Origin of the sequence: Microbacterium invictum, from assembly GCF_014197265.1 — a bacterium.
Taxonomy (GTDB): Bacteria; Actinomycetota; Actinomycetes; order Actinomycetales; family Microbacteriaceae; genus Microbacterium; species Microbacterium invictum.
In genome coordinates this window covers 1069523-1086054 of sequence record NZ_JACIFH010000001.1, presented here as the reverse complement: position 1 = coordinate 1086054, position 16532 = coordinate 1069523, and the positions used below count along the sequence as shown (strand labels likewise).

Genomic DNA, 16532 nt, shown 5'->3' with positions numbered 1-16532 from the left:
CGGTGAGTCACCCCAGCGCAGCGGCCTTCCGCTCGAGCACCGATCGCTGGGCATCGTTGGGGGTGAGGGATGCCGCGGTCTCGAACTCCGAGCGCGCTTCCTCCGCACGCCCGAGTCGCGCCAGCAGCTCTCCGCGCACGCTCGGCAGCAGCGGCGATCCGCGCAGCCGCTCCGTCGCGGCGAGGTCGTCGACGATGCGCAGTGCGGTGGCCGGTCCCGTCGCCATCGATACTGCGACCGCGCGGTTGAGGTCGACGATCGGGCTCGGAGTGATCCGTCCCAGCGCCTCGTAGAGCACGACGATGCGCTCCCAGTCCGTGTCGTCCACGGACGTGGCGACGCAGTGGCGCTCGGCGATCGCAGCCTGCAGCGCGTAGGAGCCTCTCCCCCGCCGACGCGCCGCGGCAGCCTCATCCGCGCGATCCAGCGCCGCCTGGCCCCGACGGATCTGTGCGCGGTTCCATAGGGTGCGGTCCTGATCGGCCAGCAGCACCGGCGCTCCGTCACGGTCCTCGCGTGCCCCGAACCGCGACCGCTGGAACTCCATCAGCGCGACCAGCGCGTGCGCATCAGGCTCGCGCGGCAGCAGCCCCGCAATGACCCGACCGAGCCGCAGGGCTTCGTCGGCGAGATCGGGGCGCGTGCCCTTGGATCCCGTCGTCGCGGCATAGCCCTCGGTGAATATCAGGTAGACGACCCCGAGCACTCCCCCGAGCCGCTCGCTCCACTCCGACGGATCGGGCGCTTCGAAGGGCACGTTCGCCGCCGCTAGCGTCTTCTTCGCCCGCGTGATCCGTGCCTGCACGGTGGCGACCGGCACCAGCAGCATCCGCGCGATCTCGACTGTGGTCAGACCACCGACGACGCGCAGCGTCAGAGCGATCTGCGACTCGCGCGACAGCGTCGGATGACACGCCGTGAACACGAGCCGCAGCAGGTCGTCTTCTATCGGCATCCACTCGTCTTCGGTCGCCTCAGACAGAGCGTGTGCGATGGTGCGGTGGCGTTCATCGAGGCGTTCGCGGCGCCGCCACGCGTCGATGACCCGGCGCTTGGCGACGGTGGTCAGCCATGCGCCCGTGTTGGCGGGCACGCCGTGCTCGGGCCAGGCTGCCAGGGCTTCGGCGACCGCTTCCTGCGCGACGTCCTCCGCGAGGCCGAGGTCGCCGGTCATCTTCGCGAGCGTCGCGATGATGCGCGCGCCCTCGATGCGCCAGACGGCCTCGACCGCGCGAGAGACGTCGAGCGCGGTCACTTCGACTCCAGCTCCTCGCGCCAGCCGGCTTCCTTCTGCACGTATTCGTTGTCGCTGTAGTCGGCGAAGTCGCTCTCGTCGGTGATCCGCCGCACCTCCAGCTTGGCGCCCGGGCCCAACGGACAGCGCTTCGCCCACTCGAGAGCCTCTTCGGCCGTGGACGTGTCGAGAATCCAGAAGCCGTTGAACAGCTCGTGGACCTCCCCGTAAGGGCCGTCGCTGACGACCGGCGTCTCGCCGTCGAAGTCGACGACCCAGCCCGGTTCGGGCGCGAGTCCGTCGCCGCCGGCCATGACGCCTGCCTTCATGAGCTGCTCGTTGTAGGCGCCCATCGCGTTGATGACCGCTTCGAAGTCCATCTTTTCGTAGGCGTCGGCCGCGGCCTGGGAGGCCCGCATGATCAGCATGTGCTTCATCTGTCCATCTCCTTGTGTCGCAGGCGCCGGGTGCGCCCTCACCAAGACGTCGAACGGCCGCCGGCGAAATCGACATGACCTTCACAAGATTCTTCGTGGATCACCGCAGCGGTGTCCACCCCGGCGGCAGCGGGCCGTCGCTCAGCGCCCGCTCGCGGTCCGCGGCTGTCGACCAGCCCTGCGCCGCGTCGACCGCGTCGAACCCGCCCCGCGCGAGCCGGAGGCCGACATCGTCGTGGTGCATCCGCGGTGCTCCCCCGCGCCGCGTGCCCGCTCGGACGCTCCATGCATCGTCGGCGAACCCGCCCCCGCGGAACACGCGGTAATCGCGGTAGCGTGCCGGATCGAGCAGGTCCCAGCACCACTCCCACACATTGCCGAGCGTGTCGAAGAGGCCGTGCAGGTTGGGGTGCTTCCCGCCGACGTCCTGCGGATGCCGGTGTCCGTCCGCCGCGGTCCACGCCACATCCACGAGCGGACCGTAGTGCGCCGCGCTCGACCCGGCACGGCACGCGAACTCCCACTCGGCTTCGGTGGGCAGTCGGTACCCGTCGGCATCCACCTGCCACCGGACCTCCTCGCCGTCGAACATGTAGGCGGGGTCGAGTCCTTCCCATTCCGATGCGGCGTTGCACATGCGCACCGCGCGCAGCCAGCTGACGTCGACGGCGGGCCGACGGGGATGGGATGCCGGTTCTCCGAGCAGCTCGGCCAGCTGCTCCTCGGTGACGGCGAAGACGCCGATCTCGAAGGGCTCGAGCGTGACGGTGCGGCGCATCTTGCGGCGCGCATCGTGCAGGACCACCGAGCCACCACCGATCCGGGCCAGCTCGATGTCGGTCATCCCGGCAGTCTCGCACGTCGGGGGTTGACAACGGCGCGCTACGGGTCTGCGCTACAGGTATGGGCGATTCCTCCTACGACGTCGTGATCGCCGGTGGTGGCCCCGCCGGCGTGATGCTCGGCTACCTGCTGGCCCGGGCGGGCCGGCGCATCGCGGTGCTCGAGAAGCACGACGACTTCCTGCGGGACTTCCGCGGCGACACCATCCACCCGTCGACGTTGACGATCCTGGGCGAACTCGGCCTGCGCGAGCGCTTCCTCGAACTGCCGGTGACCCGGATCCACACGATGGACGCCGTCATCGCCGGCCGTCGCCTGGCCTTCGTCGACTTCCGCACCCTCGGCCCGCCCGACGATTTCCTGGTGTTCGCGCCGCAGTGGGACTTCCTGGACTTCCTTGCGCGCGAAGGGCGTGCGCTGCCGGGTTTCGACCTGCGGATGGGCACCGAGGTCGAGGGGGTCGTCGAGGAAGACGGGCGCGTCGTCGGTGTGTCCGTGAGTGAGCGCGGTCAGATGTCCGTGCTGCGTGCAGCGCTGGTCGTCGCCGCGGACGGGCGCGATTCGCGCGTGCGCGCATCGGCCGGGCTGGTGCCGCGCGCAGCCGGGGTGCCGATCGATGTGCTGTGGTTCCACCTGCCCAAGCCCGCCGAGCCCCCGCCCACGACCCTCGGATATGCGGACCGCGGCGGGCTTGTGCTCACGATCGACCGCGGCGACCACTATCAGGCCGGCTGCGTCATCGAGAAGGACGGCTTCGGCCGCCTGCGCGACAACGGACTCGATGCGTTCCACGAGCATCTCGCACGCATCGCCCCGCCGATCGCCCCGGTCGTGGGCACGCTCGAATCATGGGACCAGATCAAGGTGCTGTCCGTGCAGATCGATGCGCTCGAGCGATGGTACCGGCCCGGCGTCGTCTGCATAGGCGATGCAGCGCACGCGATGTCGCCGGTCTTCGGCGTCGGCGTCAACTATGCGATTCAGGATGCCGTCGCGCTCGCGAACCTGCTGCAGACGGCGCCGGGTCCGCTGAGCGAGGTGCTGGCGCGCCTGCAGAGTCGACGTCTGTCCCCCGCGCTGCGCATGCAGCGGGTGCAGCGCGTGGCGCACCGCGGTATCGGCGCGCTCGCCGCCGGACACGGCATCCCGGGTGTCGTACCCGTCATCGCGACGGGGGTGGCGCCGATCGCGCGCCGGGTGCTGTCACGGCTCGTCGGGAGGGGGTTCCGACCAGAGCACGTCGCGACCGCGATCAGAGCGGGGCGGCCGCGGACGTAGTTCAGTGCGGGTTCGAGTCGAGCGAGACCGTGCGCAGGTCCAGGCGTCGCAGCACGGCGTTGACGGCTTCGGGATCGACGCCCTTCTCGCCGCGCATGCTGAGCACCTCGCGCCGCGCCGCCGACAGCGCGTCGCGCAGCATGAACTCGACCGATCGCACCTTCGTGCGCTGCTCGGCCTCGTAGTCGTCGTCGATGACGTCGTCGTCGTGCTCGAGCACCGAGTGCAGGCCGCTGACCCGCGCCCGTGCACGCGTCACCAGCTCCGGGTCGAGCCCTTCGAGGTGCGGCGACTTCGCGATCGCGGTGACCGCGGCCCGCTCGGCACGCAGAGCGATCTGGCGCTCCTCGCTCTCGACGAGGGCGTGGTCGTCGACCGGCCGCAGAATCCTCACGAGCGCGGGCAGTGTCAGGCCGGGTATCACGAGGGTGACGAACAGGACCGCGCACGCCGTGGTGATGACGAAGTTGCGTCCTGAACCCACCCCGGTGGGCAGAGCGAGGGCGAGCGCGAGGGTCGCGAGCCCGCGCATCCCGCACCACGTGACCAGAATGACGTCCTTGAACCGGGACGACAGCGACACGCGTTTCTCCTCGGGCACGCCCTCCGCACGCCAGCCGGCGCCGAGCACGATGGCGACCCAGACCAACCGGACGAGCACGACCACCACGCAGATCGCGATGATCGCGGGAACCCAGCCGAGCAGGTTGGCGCCCTCGTCTTCGATGACGTAGCGCATCTCGATGCCGACGAGACCGAACGCGACCCCGGTGGTGAGCATCTCGACGACCTCCCAGAACGAGGTGCGCGTGAGGCGCTCCTGCGAGTCCTGCGGCCGGTCGCGCCGGACGAGCTCGACGGCGGTCACGACGACGGCGACCACACCCGAGAAGTGCACCTGCTCGGAGAGCATGTACACCGCGTACGGGGCCACGAGCGTGATGGCCGTACGCGCCGTGCGATCGGGCACCACCCGGTTGATCGCACCGACGACCCAGGCCATCAGGAAGCCGAGGATGACCGCGCCCGCGGCTCCGGCCAGGAACGACGGGATCAGGCCCCAGCCCACCTCGCTGCCGCTGAGGGCCGCCGACACGGCGGTCTGGAAGATGACGATGGCCATCGCGTCGTTGAACAGGCCTTCGGTCTGCAGCATCGTGACGATGCGCCGCGGCATCCGCACCTTGCCGGCCACGGCCTCGACGGCCACCGGGTCGGGCGGGGCGACGATGGCGCCCAGCGCGATCGCGGCCGGGAACGACAGTATCGGCATGAAGTACCAGGCGACGCCCGCGACCGCCACCGCGGTGAGTGCCACCAGGAGCACGGCCATCAGGACGAGCGTCTTCCAGCGCAGCCGGAACACGCCCCACGAGCTGCGCTGCGCGACGGCGAACAGCAGCGGCGGAAGGAACAGCGGCAGGATCAGCTCGGGATCGATGTGCAGCTCCGGCACGAACGGCAGCCACGCGGCGGCCGCCGAGAAGATGAGCACCAGCACCGGGTACGGCAGCCGGATCCGTTCTCCGAGTCCTGCCAGCAGCACCGTTGCGAACATGAGGCCGATGAGCAGGACGACGAATTCCATGAGGTTCTCAGTTTACCGGGCCGGACTGTGGCGTCGGTGCGCCGGCCCCCGCCCGGGTGGGTAGCGTTGTCGGGTGGCCCGCATCGACTCATACTCCGGACCCGGCGTGCGCGCGTGGGTGATCTGGACGGTCGGCGTCGCCGCGTACGTGCTTGCGATCACGAACCGGAGCTCCCTCGCCGCGGTGGGGGTCGATGCCGCGGAGCGCTTCGGCGCGGACGCCGCGACGCTGTCGATGTTCGCCGTCGTCCAGCTCGCCATGTACGGCGGCATGCAGATCCCCGTCGGCGTGCTGCTGGACCGGTTCGGCGCGCGCCCCATCATGACGGTCGGAATGATCCTGATGGCGCTGGGCCAGCTGACCATGGCACTCTCCCCCAGCGTCGGGGTCGCGCTCATCGCCCGCATGCTGCTGGGCGCCGGCGACGCGGCCATCTTCCCCGGCGTGCTGCGACTGGTCGCGACGTGGTTCCCCGCGCAGCGCGCCCCGGTCATGGTGCAGCTCACGGGCATCGTCGGGCAGGCGGGTCAGTTGGTCGCCCTCATCCCGCTGGCGGCGCTCCTGCATTCCACAACCTGGACGATCACGTTCGGCAGCATCGCGGGACTGGGCGTCCTGTTCGCCCTCCTCGTGTTCGCCGTCATCCGCAACCACCCGCCCGAAGTCACCGCGGATGTCACGGTCGACACCGGCACCGGCGCCATCCGCGTCGTGCGCTCGTCCGTCGACACCGGCGTGGGCATCCGCGCGGCATGGGCGCACCCCGGCACCCGGCTCGCGTTCTGGTCGCACTTCACGACGCCGTTCGCCGGCACGGCGTTCATGCTGCTGTGGGGCATGCCGTTCCTCACCGCCGGCGAAGGCCTGTCCACAGCGGCCGCCGCCGGTGTCACCTCCACCTACGTCATCATCGGCATGGCCATCGGGCCGGTGATGGGCGAACTGTCGCGCCGCATCCCCCACCTGCGCTCCCGCGCACTGGTGCTGCCGACGGTGTTCATCCAGATGATCGCATGGCTCGCGGTGATCGCGTGGCCCGGCCCCGCGCCGCTGTGGCTGCTGTACGTCCTCGCGTTCGCGCTCGCGATGGGCGGACCCGCCTCGATGATCGCGTTCGACCACGCTCGCACGCACAATCCCGCCCAGCGGCTGAGCACCGCGACGGGAGTGACCAATGCCGGGGGGTTCCTGGCGGCACTCTTCGCGATCCTGCTGATCGGTCTCGCGCTCGACCTGCAGGGCGCCGGCACGCCCGAGACCTACAACCTCGACGCGTTCCGCCTCGCGTTCCTCACGCAGGTGCCGCTGTGGCTTATCGGTGCGACCTTCATCAGCATCGAGCGCAAGCGCACCCGCATCCACATCGGCATGGATGAGCCGCGCCGCCCGCGCCGCTGACGGTCACACGCGCGGATCGTCGGGCGTGCTCGTCTCGGTCCGCGTCACGCGCTCGCCGACTGCCGGGTCGGTCGTGTGGGTGACCGATTGCGTCGTGCGGCGGCGCACCATCAGGATGATCGCGATCAGGAACACGACGACGCCCGCGCCCATGAGGATGTACCCGACCATGTCGAGGTTCACCCACTCCACTTCCACGTTGACGGCGAAGACCAGGATGGCTCCGATGACGAACAGGACGATTCCGGTTCCGATGCCCATGACACCACTCCTCACTGCAGGGATGTGGCCATCGTGACCGATGGATGCCGGGACGGCGACGCCCTTGACATCGTCCACGCCGCTGTGCTCAGGCGGGTGCGACCTCGAGCCATACGGGATGCTTCGGCTCGCGGTTGTCGCCGGATGAGGTGCCGGTCAGCCGGCGCTTGACCCACGGCGCGAGGTGCTCGCGGAAGTACTGCTGCCGGCCGAGCCGCTCGGCCGCCGACAGCGGCGGCAGCGACCACCAGCCGGCGGGCACCTGCTCGCCGAGCGCATCCAGCACGCGCGCCGCGACGCGGTGGTGACCCCGCGCGTTCATGTGCAGCCGGTCTTCGGACCAGTACGAGGGGTCCGACAGCTCGTGGTCGGGCCAGTTCAGCGCGCGGATGACGTCGGGCCGGTCGGCGAGCATCTCAACCACCGCGGCCGACATCAGGTCGCCGCGTCGCTGGATGAGCGGGCTCAGCGGCAGCTGAGCGCTCGGGTTGGCGCCCGACAGCAGCACGAGCGTGACGCCTTCCTCGTCGCAGCGCCGCAGCACCTGCGCGAACGCGTCGGTGATGTGCGCGATCGACGTGCGCGGGCGCAGCATGTCGTTGCCGCCGCCGTTGAAGGAAAGGTGCGTCGGCTTCAGCGCGAGCGCCGGCTCGAGCTGCTGTGCGACGATCGGCCACACGAGCTTCCCGCGGATCGCGAAGTTCGCGTACTCGATCGCCTCGCCTCGGGAGCGCGCCCAGCCTTCGGCGACCAGATCGGCCCAGCCGCGCACGGTGCCGTCGGGGAGCACGTCGCCGACGCCTTCGGTGAAAGAGTCGCCGATGGCGACGAATCGAACGGATGCCACCGTCTCAGCGTACGGGTGCTCAGCGTTCGTCCAGCGCAGCGCCTCGTCGGTCGACGAGTCCCCACGCCGCCCCGGTGGCGATCGTGAAGAATATCGCGAAGACGACGAAGACCAGGGGAACACCGCCCAGCACGATCAGCGGTGGCACGCTCAGCGGCGCGAGGATGGAGGCGATGCGACCGACCCCGGCCGCCCACCCCGAGCCGGTCCCCCGCAGCGACGTCGGGTACATCTCGGGGGTCACCGCGTACAGCGCGCCCCATGCGCCCAGGTTGAAGAACGACAGGGCCATGCCCGTGGCGATGATCGCCGCCTCCCCCGACGCCGTCCCGAACAGCACGGCCGACACGGCCGAGCCGGCCAGGAACACCGACAGCGTCACCCGACGCCCCCACACTTCGATGAGCCAGGCCGCGACCGCATAGCCGGGCAGCTGTGCGAGCGTGATGATGAGCGTGAACCCGAAGGACTTGACGAGGTCGAAACCCTGGCTGAACAGGAGCGTCGGGATCCAGATGAAAGCGCCGTAGTAGGCGAAGTTGACGCAGAACCACACCACCCACAGGCACGCCGTGCGCACCTGGAACTCAGACGACCACAGCGCGGCGAGTCGCTCGCGCCCGGTGGTCGCCGCGGCGGTGGGTGTGGGCGAGGTGGTCACGACGACCGGGGCGAGGCGGCGCCTCGTCGAGGAGCCCACCGCGGGAGACGCCTCCAGGTCGGCGACGACCGCTTCGGCCTCGCCGCGTCTGCCCTGGCGATCGAGCCAGCGGGCGGATTCCGGCAGCCCCCAGCGCACGATGAGCGCGTACGCCGCGGGGATCGCCCCGATCGCGAACGCCCAGCGCCAGCCGTCGTCGACATTCGGGATGACGAAGTACCCGATGAGGGCGGATGCCGTCCACCCGACCGCCCAGAAGGCCTCGAGGATCACGATGAGGCGCCCGCGCATGCGCGCCGGGGCGAACTCGCTGACGTAGGTGCTCGCCACCGGCAGTTCGGCACCCAGACCCAGCCCGACGATCACGCGGAGGATGAGCAGCGCCACCAGTCCCCCGACCAGCGCGCTCGCGCCGGTCGCGAGGCCGTAGACGAGCAGCGTGAGCGCGAACACCGAACGGCGGCCGACGCGGTCGGCGAGTAGCCCGCCGACGGTGGCTCCGATGGCCATGCCGACGAACCCGGCCGACGCGATCCACGACGCCTGCTCGCTCGTGAGCGACCACTCCGACACCAGCGCCGCGATGATGAAGGAGATCAGGCCCACGTCCATGGCATCCAGCGCCCAGCCGAGGCCCGAACCTCCGAGGATGCGCATGTGCCCGCGGGTGAACGGCTGCGCATCGAGGCGGGCGGCCACTGAGGGCGTGGAGACGTCGGTCATGCCTTGAATCGTACGGATGCCGTGGGCAGCACGTCACGCCTGTGACAGTATCTCGGCGACCAGCGGCGTCACTTTCGTGCCGTAGAGCTCGATCGACCGCATCATCTTCGCGTGCGAGAGCGGCCCGTGCGAGAACTTCAGGTCGAACCGGTCGGCGCCGAGGACCCTCACGGAGTCGGCGATCTTGCGTGCCACGCGCTCGGGCGAGCCGGCGAACACCGCGCCGTCGGGGCCGACGTCGTTCTGGAACTGCAGCCGGTTGTAGGGCGCCCAGCCGCGCTCGGCCCCGATCGCGTCGCGGTTGGCCTTCAGCGCCGGAAACAGCTCCTCCCACGCCTGTTCGTCGGTGTCTGCGACGTGACCCGGGGAATGCACGCCGACCGGCAGGCGGTCGCGGCCGAACGTCGCGAGCGAGCGGTGGAACAGGTCGACGAACGGGCGGAACCGGGCCGGACCCCCGCCGATGATCGCGAGCATGAGCCCGTACCCGTAGCGGGCGGTGCGCACGACCGAGTCGGGGCTGCCGCCGACGCCGACCCACGCGGTGAGGCCCTTCTCGGTCTTGGGGTGCACGTCGGCATCCTCGAGCGGCGCCCGCGTCGTGCCCTGCCACGTCACGGGCTTCTCGAGCATCAGCTGCGAGAACAGGTCGAGCTTCTCCTCGAACAGCGCCTCGTAGTCGGAGAGGTCGTACCCGAACAGGGGGAACGACTCGATGAACGACCCGCGGCCGAGGATCACCTCGGCGCGACCGTGCGACACCGCATCGAGGGTAGCGAAACGCTCGAACACGCGCACCGGATCGTCGCTGGACAGCACGGTGACCGCCGTCCCCAACCGGATGCGGTGGGTGCGCGCCGCGGCCGCCGCGAGCACGATCTCGGGGCTGGAGACAGCGAAGTCGGGGCGGTGGTGCTCGCCGATGCCGAAGAAGTGGAGGCCGACGTCGTCGGCGAGGACGGCCTGCTCGACGACGTGGCGGATGGTCTGGGCGGCGGTGAGCGGCCTTCCGTCCTCGTCGAACGCGATGTCGCCGAACGTGTCGAGACCCAACTGCACGGTAGCCATGTCATGAGCGTACGGTGAGAACATGGCTCTGTTCAGGGATCGGGCCGATGCGGGCCGCCTGCTCGCTGCCGCCCTGGAGCGCTGGCGCGGATCGGATGCCGTGGTCGTGGGCATTCCGCGCGGCGGAGTCGTCGTCGGCGCCGCCGTGGCACGCGAGCTTTCACTGCCGTTGACCGCGGTGGTCGTGCGCAAGCTCGGGGCACCCGCGCACGAGGAGTTCGCGGTCGGTGCGATCGCCGATGACATCCGGCTCGTGGACGAGCGCGCCGTCCGTGCCGAAGGCGCCGGCGCCGCGGCGATGCGGGCCGTCGAAGAGCGCGAGCGGGCCGAGCTGCGGCGCCGCAGCGAGCTGTTCGCCGGCGGGCCCGGCGTCGCCGGCCGTCCGGTGCTCGTCGTCGACGACGGCGTGGCGACCGGGGCAACGGCGACCGTCGCCTGCCGGGCGCTGCGTGCCCGCGGTGCCACCGAGGTCATCCTCGCGGTGCCGGTGGCGCCGGCCCGGTGGCATCCACCCCCCGATGCCGTCGACGAGCTCGTCTGCCCGCACCAGGAGGCGGCGTTCTGGGCGGTCGGGCAGTTTTACGCGGACTTCACCCAGACACCCGACGCGGAGGTCGTCGACCTGCTGGCCGGCGACCCCCGCGACCGGGCGGTGTGACGGCGCGTCAGCCGTTTGCGAGTGCCATGCGCAGCGTGTCGAGACCGACACCGCCGAGGCGGAGCGCCCGCATGTGGAACTGCTTGATGTCGAAGCCCGCGCCCGCGCGCTCGGCGGCCTCGTCGCGGATCTGCTCCCAGATGCGCTGGCCGACCTTGTACGACGGCGCCTGGCCCGGCCAGCCGAGATAGCGGTTGACCTCGAACCGCACGAACTCGGGGGGCATGTTGACGTTGCGGAGCATGAACTCCAGCGCGTAGTCGGCATCCCAGGTTCCGGTGCCGTCGAGCTGCGGCTTGCCGAGGTGCACGCCGATGTCGAGCACGACGCGGGCGGCGCGCATGCGCTGGCCGTCGAGCATGCCGAGCCGGTCGGCCGGGTCGTCGAGGTAGCCCAGCTGCTCCATGAGACGCTCGGCGTACAGTGCCCAGCCCTCGGCATGACCGCTGGAGCCGGCCAGCAGGCGGCGCCACGAGTTGAGCTCTGCGCGGTTGTACACCGACTGGGCGATCTGCAGGTGGTGACCGGGCACGCCCTCGTGATACACGGTGGTCAGCTCGCGCCACGTGTCGAACGAGTCGACCCCTTCGGGCACCGACCACCACATGCGTCCGGGGCGCGAGAAGTCGTCTGTGGGGCCGGTGTAGTAGATGCCGCCCTCGTTGGTGGGGGCGATCATGCACTCGAGCGTGCGGATGGGCTCGGGGATGTCGAAGTGCGTCTTGCCGAGTTCGGCGACGGCGCGATCGCTGGTGGCCTGCATCCACTCCTGCAGCGCCGTGGTGCCGTGCAGCTTGCGCGACTCGTCGGCCTCGAGGAAGGCCACGGCTTCTTCGACCGTGGCGCCGGGCTTGATCTCGTTCGCGATCGACTCCTGCTCGGCGACCATGCGCGCGAGCTCTTCGATGCCCCACTCGTAGGTCTCGTCGAGGTCGATCGTCGCGCCCAGGAACCGGCGGGAGTGCAGCGCATACAGCTCGCGGCCGACGGCGTCGGTCTCGCTCGCGGCCGGTGCCAGTTCGCCGGTGAAGAACGCGGCCAGCTTGTCGTAGGCGACGCGCGCGGCGTTCGCATTGTCGGCGAGATCGCGGGCAAGGGACGCCGGCAGCTCACCCTCGTCGGGCGTGGCTCCCCCCACGAACTCGGCGAAGAAGCCCTGGTCAGCGGTGTAGCGCGCGATCTGGGTGGCCACCTCGGTCACCTGGCGGCGGGCGGGGACCACGCCTTCGGCGACGCCCTTTCGCAGCGTCTCGACGTAGCCGTCGAGTGCGGCAGGGACTGCGGCCAGACGCTTCGCGACGACGCTCCAGTCCTCGACGGTGCCGGTGGGCATGAGGTCGAAGACGTTGCGCAGCTCCTGCGCGGGCGAGGCGATCACATTGACGTCGCGCAGATGCGACTTCGCGTCGTGGAGGTCGAGCTGCAGGCGCAGCTCTGCGGCCAGGTCCGCCTTGGTGACCCGGTCGACGTCATCGACCGGCTCGGCGGCGTCGAGGGCGGCCAGGGTGGAGCGGACAGCCTGCGCGGTGCGCTCGGCGCCCTCGGGCGAGAGGTCGTCGATCCGGTCGTTGTACTCGGAGCGCCCGATGTAGGTGGCCAGGCCCGGTGAGAGCTCGGCGATGGTGTCGACCCATGCGTCGGCGATCGTGTCGATCGACGTGGGGGTCCGCTGTGCTTCTGTCATTCCTCGAGCCTAATCCTCGGGGGCGCGTTCTCAGTGGCCGGCGTCGTCCCAGTTGTCGCCGCGGCCCAGCTGCACGTCGAGCGGGACGGTCAGCTCGGCGGCGTCGCCCATGCGGGCCGACACGATCTCGGCCACGGCATCCCACTCCCCCGGCGCGACCTCGACGACCAGCTCGTCATGGATCTGCAGCAGCACCCGCGAGGCGAGATCGGCTGATGCCAGTTCGTCGTGGATCCGGAACAGCGCGATCTTCATGATGTCGGCCGCGCTGCCCTGAATGGGGGCGTTGAGGGCCGCGCGCTCGGCGTTCTCACGCAGCACCCGGTTCGGGCTGGTGAGATCGGGGAACGGACGGCGCCGGCCGAAGATCGTCTCGGTATAGCCGTCGATGCGCGCCTGCTCGACCGAGGAGCGCAGGTAGTCGCGCACCGCGCCGAACCGCGCGAAGTACTCCATCATGAGCTGCTTCGCCTCGGCCTGCTCGATGCGCAGCTGCTTGGACAGCCCGAACGCCGACAGGCCGTAGACGAGCCCGTACGACATGGCCTTGACCTTCGTGCGCATCGCCGGGGTCACATCCGACGGCTCGACGCCGAACACGCGCGCACCGACGAAGCGGTGCAGGTCCTCGCCCGAGTTGAACGCCTCGATCAGTCCCTCGTCGCCCGACAGATGCGCCATGATGCGCATCTCGATCTGCGAGTAGTCGGCCGTCAGCAGCGTCTCATAGCCCGCGCCGACCTCGAACGCCGCGCGAATGCGCCGGGACTCCTCGTTGCGGATCGGGATGTTCTGCAGGTTGGGGTCGGTGCTCGACAGGCGGCCGGTCTGGCTGCCGGTCTGCACATACGTCGTGCGGATGCGCCCGTCGCCCCCGATCGCGGTGTCGAGCGACTCGATGATCTGCCGCAGCTTGGTCGCCTCGCGGTGCTGCAGCAGCAGGTCGAGGAACGGGTGCGGGTGCGATTCCTGCAGATCGGCGAGGGCGCCGGCATCTGTCGAGTACCCCGTCTTGGTCTTGCGGGTCTTGGGCAGCTCGAGCTGCTCGAACAGCACCTCCTGCAGCTGCTTGGGCGACCCGAGGTTCACCTCGCGGCCGATCGTCGCATACGCCTCCTGCGCGATGCCGTCGGCGCGGGTGCCCAGCTCGGTCGAGAAGGACGACAGCTTCTCGTGCGAGACCGCCACACCGGCGAGCTCCATCGCGGCGAGAGTGCCGAGGGTCGGCAGCTCGATGTCGGTGAGGACGGATGCCACCGATGCCGGCAGCTCGTCGCGGAGCGCCGCGGTGACCCGGAGCGTGTACCAGGCCAGCTGCGCGGGCGTGGCGCCTTCGGTCTCGGGAACGAGTTGCGTCGGGTCGGCTTCGGGCAGCTTCTCGTCGAGGAAGCGGTACACCAGGTCGGCGAGGTTCTTGTCGGGCAGGCTGGGGCGCAGCAGCCACCCCGCCAGCAGGGTGTCGCACGCGAGTCCGCTGAGGACGACATCGGCGCGACGCAGCGCCTTGACCTGGGTCTTGGCGTCGGTGAAGACCTTGGGGGTGTCGCTCTCAAGCCACGGTCGCAGCGCATCGGCGACATCGGGCGACCATGTCGCCTCGACGGCCGATTCGAGGGTTGCGAGCCCGACGCGGGCGGGCAGGCCGCCTTCGACGGTGACGGTGACGCCGAACTCCGGGTGCGCGGTGTGCGCGGCGAGCCACGCGGTGAGGCCCGCGGCGTCGGCTTCGACCGGCGCCGGGGCGGCCACTGCAGGCTCTGCCGGCGCGGCGTCGGCGGGGTCGCCGCCCATCGCCTCGAACACGCGAGGCAGCAGGGTGCGGAACTCGAGCCGCGCGAAGATGTCGCGCACGGCGACGGCGTCGATCGGCTGCGTGCCGAGGTCGGCGGGCGCCGCGTCGAGCTCCACATCGCGGAGCAGGGCGTTCAGCGACCGGTTGCGGCGCACGGTGTCGAGGTGCTCGCGCAGGTTGCCGCCCACGACGCCCTTGATCTCGTCGGCGCGCGTGAGCAGCTCGTCCAGCGACCCGAACTGGGTGAGCCACTTGACGGCCGTCTTCTCGCCGACCTTCGGCACGCCGGGCAGGTTGTCGCTGGTCTCGCCCACGAGGGCGGCGATGTCAGGGTAGTTCGCCGGCGGCAGGCCGTACTTCTCGACGACCGCGTCGGGCGTATAGCGTTTGAGCTGCGACACACCCTGCACGCTCGGGTACAGCAGCGTGACGTCGTCGGTGACGAGCTGGATCGTGTCGCGGTCGCCCGAGCACACGAGCACGTTGAAGCCCTGCTCCACGCCCTGGGTGGCCAGCGTCGCGAGGATGTCGTCGGCCTCGACGCCTTCCTTGGTCAGCACCGTGACGTTCATCGCCGCGAGGCAGTCCTGCAGCAGCGGGATCTGCCCCTTGAATTCGGCCGGGGACTCACTGCGGTTGGCTTTGTACTCGGGGTACTGGTCGGTGCGGAACGAGTGGCGCGACGTGTCGAACGCGACGGCGAGATGGGTCGGCTGCTCGGCCTTGACGAGGTTCACGAACATCGACAGGAACCCGTAGATGCCGTTGGTGTGCTGCCCGTCCTTGGTCGAGAAGTTGTCGACCGGCAACGCGAAGAACGCCCGGTATGCGAGCGAATGGCCGTCGACGATCAGAAGGGTAGGCTTTGCGGAGTCCGTCACCCTGCAAGCCTAGTCAGCGTCGACGACACCCGAACCGGCCCCTTCGAAGGCAGAAGATGACCACTGACCTCTCCCCCGCAGACATCGACGGAATCGCCTGGGCGAACCAGCGCGGCAACGGCGCGCTCGCCGACCGGATGGGGTTCGAATGGGTCGAGCTCACCCGGGAGCGGGCCGTGGCGACCATGCCCGTGGAGGGCAACACGCAGCCGGTGGGCCTCATGCACGGGGGCGCGTTCGTCGTTCTCGGGGAGTCGCTCGGATCGATGCACGCGAACTATCACGCCGGCGAGGGCCGGCTGGCGGTGGGGGTCGACATCAACGCGACCCATACGCGTTCGGCCACGAGCGGCCGGGTGACCGGCGTCTGCACACCGGTGCACCTGGGGCGCAGCATGACCGTGCACGAGATCGTCGTCTCCGACGATCAGGGCCGCCGGTGCTCGACGATCCGGATCACCAACATGATCAAGGACATGCCGCAGCGCTGAGGCCCCGGCATCCGCTCGCGGGGGCTCAGCCCTTCTTGGGCGAGAGCTGCTCGATGATCGCCTTGGCGACGTCCTGCATGGTGAGGCGGCGGTCCATCGACGCCTTCTGGATCCACCGGAACGCCTCGGGCTCGCTCAGGCCCATCTTCTCGTTCAGCAGGCCCTTGGCACGGTCGACCAGCTTGCGGGTCTCGAAGCGCTCGACCATGTCGGCGACCTCGGCCTCGAGCGTGATGATCTGCTCGTACCGGGCCAGGGCGATCTCGATCGCCGGCAGCAGGTCGTTCGGGGTGAACGGCTTGACGACGTACGCGAGGGCGCCGGCTTCGGTCGCGCGCTCGACGAGCTCTTTCTGGCTGAACGCGGTCAGCAGCACGACGGGGGCGATGTGGTTCTTGCTGAGCTTCTCTGCCGCGCTGATGCCGTCGAGGACGGGCATCTTCACATCCATGATCACCAGATCCGGGCGCAGCTCGGTGGCCAGCTGGACGGCCGTCTCACCATCACCGGCCTCGCCGACGACGTCGAATCCGTTGTCGCGGAGGATCTCGACGATGTCGAGGCGGATGAGCGATTCGTCCTCGGCGACGACAACGCGTCGGGGGGCGGTCGCCGTGGACACCGGGTTCTGTTCCTGCTCAGTCACCACCCAATCCTACGATATGGTCGAACCCGGATGCGCCGATG

At 70.0% G+C, this 16532-nt stretch carries 15 protein-coding genes; 4 read left to right on the top strand and 11 right to left on the bottom strand.

Annotated features, from left to right (window positions below; translation table 11 throughout):
- Nucleotides 1-7 precede the first annotated feature (7 nt).
- From BKA10_RS05240 to BKA10_RS05235, 3 genes are all read right to left on the bottom strand, one after another.
- Nucleotides 8-1255, bottom strand: a complete 1248-nt coding sequence (locus BKA10_RS05240; RefSeq protein WP_308221557.1) for a sigma-70 family RNA polymerase sigma factor — start codon at nucleotides 1253-1255, stop codon at nucleotides 8-10.
- Complete coding sequence (locus BKA10_RS16605; RefSeq protein ID WP_206686500.1) at nucleotides 1252-1671, bottom strand: YciI family protein; 420 nt, start codon at nucleotides 1669-1671, stop codon at nucleotides 1252-1254. The genes BKA10_RS05240 and BKA10_RS16605 overlap by 4 nt, the downstream gene beginning before the upstream one ends.
- A gap of 100 nt (nucleotides 1672-1771) precedes the next feature.
- Entirely contained in the window at nucleotides 1772-2515 is a 744-nt protein-coding gene (locus tag BKA10_RS05235) for a formylglycine-generating enzyme family protein (RefSeq protein ID WP_183498919.1), read from the bottom strand.
- 59 nt (nucleotides 2516-2574) lie between these two features.
- Between BKA10_RS05235 and BKA10_RS05230 the strand changes: the two genes are divergently transcribed.
- Nucleotides 2575-3792 (top strand): FAD-dependent oxidoreductase, encoded by a 1218-nt coding sequence (locus tag BKA10_RS05230; RefSeq protein WP_183498918.1) that lies wholly within the window; start codon nucleotides 2575-2577, stop codon nucleotides 3790-3792.
- A 1-nt stretch (nucleotide 3793) separates the two neighbouring features.
- Here the strand turns inward: BKA10_RS05230 and BKA10_RS05225 are convergent, their stop codons facing one another.
- Complete coding sequence (locus tag BKA10_RS05225; RefSeq protein ID WP_183498917.1) at nucleotides 3794-5380, bottom strand: cation:proton antiporter; 1587 nt, start codon at nucleotides 5378-5380, stop codon at nucleotides 3794-3796.
- Nucleotides 5381-5453: 73 nt separating this feature from the next.
- On the opposite strand from BKA10_RS05225, the gene BKA10_RS05220 reads away from it, so the two are divergent.
- The gene (locus tag BKA10_RS05220; protein WP_248198951.1) at nucleotides 5454-6779 is read left to right on the top strand and encodes an MFS transporter; all 1326 of its coding nucleotides are present in this window, start codon (nucleotides 5454-5456) and stop codon (nucleotides 6777-6779) included.
- A gap of 3 nt (nucleotides 6780-6782) precedes the next feature.
- On the opposite strand, the gene BKA10_RS05215 is transcribed toward BKA10_RS05220, so the two are convergent.
- The 4 genes from BKA10_RS05215 to BKA10_RS05200 all read right to left on the bottom strand — a co-directional run bounded on the left by BKA10_RS05215 (nucleotide 6783) and on the right by BKA10_RS05200 (nucleotide 10339).
- Nucleotides 6783-7040, bottom strand: a complete 258-nt coding sequence (locus tag BKA10_RS05215; RefSeq protein WP_183501064.1) for a DUF6458 family protein — start codon at nucleotides 7038-7040, stop codon at nucleotides 6783-6785.
- Nucleotides 7041-7128: 88 nt separating this feature from the next.
- Nucleotides 7129-7887, bottom strand: coding sequence for an SGNH/GDSL hydrolase family protein (locus tag BKA10_RS05210; RefSeq protein WP_183498916.1), 759 nt, complete (start codon nucleotides 7885-7887; stop codon nucleotides 7129-7131).
- A 19-nt stretch (nucleotides 7888-7906) separates the two neighbouring features.
- Nucleotides 7907-9271, bottom strand: a complete 1365-nt coding sequence (locus BKA10_RS05205; RefSeq protein ID WP_183498915.1) for an MFS transporter — start codon at nucleotides 9269-9271, stop codon at nucleotides 7907-7909.
- 33 nt (nucleotides 9272-9304) lie between these two features.
- A complete protein-coding gene (locus BKA10_RS05200) occupies nucleotides 9305-10339 on the bottom strand; it encodes an LLM class flavin-dependent oxidoreductase (RefSeq protein ID WP_183498914.1) in 1035 nt (344 codons plus the stop codon).
- 22 nt (nucleotides 10340-10361) lie between these two features.
- Between BKA10_RS05200 and BKA10_RS05195 the strand changes: the two genes are divergently transcribed.
- Nucleotides 10362-10997, top strand: coding sequence for a phosphoribosyltransferase (locus BKA10_RS05195; protein WP_183498913.1), 636 nt, complete (start codon nucleotides 10362-10364; stop codon nucleotides 10995-10997).
- Between the two features lie 7 nt (nucleotides 10998-11004).
- Here the strand turns inward: BKA10_RS05195 and BKA10_RS05190 are convergent, their stop codons facing one another.
- Nucleotides 11005-12681: a DUF885 domain-containing protein gene (locus BKA10_RS05190; protein WP_183498912.1), complete on the bottom strand. Its 1677-nt coding sequence runs from the start codon at nucleotides 12679-12681 to the stop codon at nucleotides 11005-11007.
- Between the two features lie 30 nt (nucleotides 12682-12711).
- Nucleotides 12712-15354 (bottom strand): DNA polymerase I, encoded by a 2643-nt coding sequence (gene polA, locus BKA10_RS05185; protein ID WP_183498911.1) that lies wholly within the window; start codon nucleotides 15352-15354, stop codon nucleotides 12712-12714.
- A 56-nt stretch (nucleotides 15355-15410) separates the two neighbouring features.
- Between polA and BKA10_RS05180 the strand changes: the two genes are divergently transcribed.
- Nucleotides 15411-15845, top strand: coding sequence for a hotdog fold thioesterase (locus BKA10_RS05180; protein ID WP_183498910.1), 435 nt, complete (start codon nucleotides 15411-15413; stop codon nucleotides 15843-15845).
- Nucleotides 15846-15870: 25 nt separating this feature from the next.
- Here the strand turns inward: BKA10_RS05180 and BKA10_RS05175 are convergent, their stop codons facing one another.
- Nucleotides 15871-16491, bottom strand: coding sequence for an ANTAR domain-containing response regulator (locus BKA10_RS05175; RefSeq protein WP_183498909.1), 621 nt, complete (start codon nucleotides 16489-16491; stop codon nucleotides 15871-15873).
- Nucleotides 16492-16532: the final 41 nt, after the last annotated feature.

What these genes read in the sequence shown, in the direction of transcription:
- BKA10_RS16605 (WP_206686500.1), bottom strand. Translation starts at nt 1,671, where the DNA reads ATGAAGCACATGCTGATCATGCGGGCCTCCCAGGCCGCGGCCGACGCC.
- BKA10_RS05235 (WP_183498919.1), bottom strand. Translation starts at nt 2,515, where the DNA reads ATGACCGACATCGAGCTGGCCCGGATCGGTGGTGGCTCGGTGGTCCTG.
- BKA10_RS05230 (WP_183498918.1), top strand. Translation starts at nt 2,575, where the DNA reads ATGGGCGATTCCTCCTACGACGTCGTGATCGCCGGTGGTGGCCCCGCC.
- BKA10_RS05225 (WP_183498917.1), bottom strand. Translation starts at nt 5,380, where the DNA reads ATGGAATTCGTCGTCCTGCTCATCGGCCTCATGTTCGCAACGGTGCTG.
- BKA10_RS05215 (WP_183501064.1), bottom strand. Translation starts at nt 7,040, where the DNA reads ATGGGCATCGGAACCGGAATCGTCCTGTTCGTCATCGGAGCCATCCTG.
- BKA10_RS05205 (WP_183498915.1), bottom strand. Translation starts at nt 9,271, where the DNA reads ATGACCGACGTCTCCACGCCCTCAGTGGCCGCCCGCCTCGATGCGCAG.
- BKA10_RS05200 (WP_183498914.1), bottom strand. Translation starts at nt 10,339, where the DNA reads ATGGCTACCGTGCAGTTGGGTCTCGACACGTTCGGCGACATCGCGTTC.
- BKA10_RS05195 (WP_183498913.1), top strand. Translation starts at nt 10,362, where the DNA reads ATGGCTCTGTTCAGGGATCGGGCCGATGCGGGCCGCCTGCTCGCTGCC.
- BKA10_RS05190 (WP_183498912.1), bottom strand. Translation starts at nt 12,681, where the DNA reads ATGACAGAAGCACAGCGGACCCCCACGTCGATCGACACGATCGCCGAC.
- BKA10_RS05180 (WP_183498910.1), top strand. Translation starts at nt 15,411, where the DNA reads ATGACCACTGACCTCTCCCCCGCAGACATCGACGGAATCGCCTGGGCG.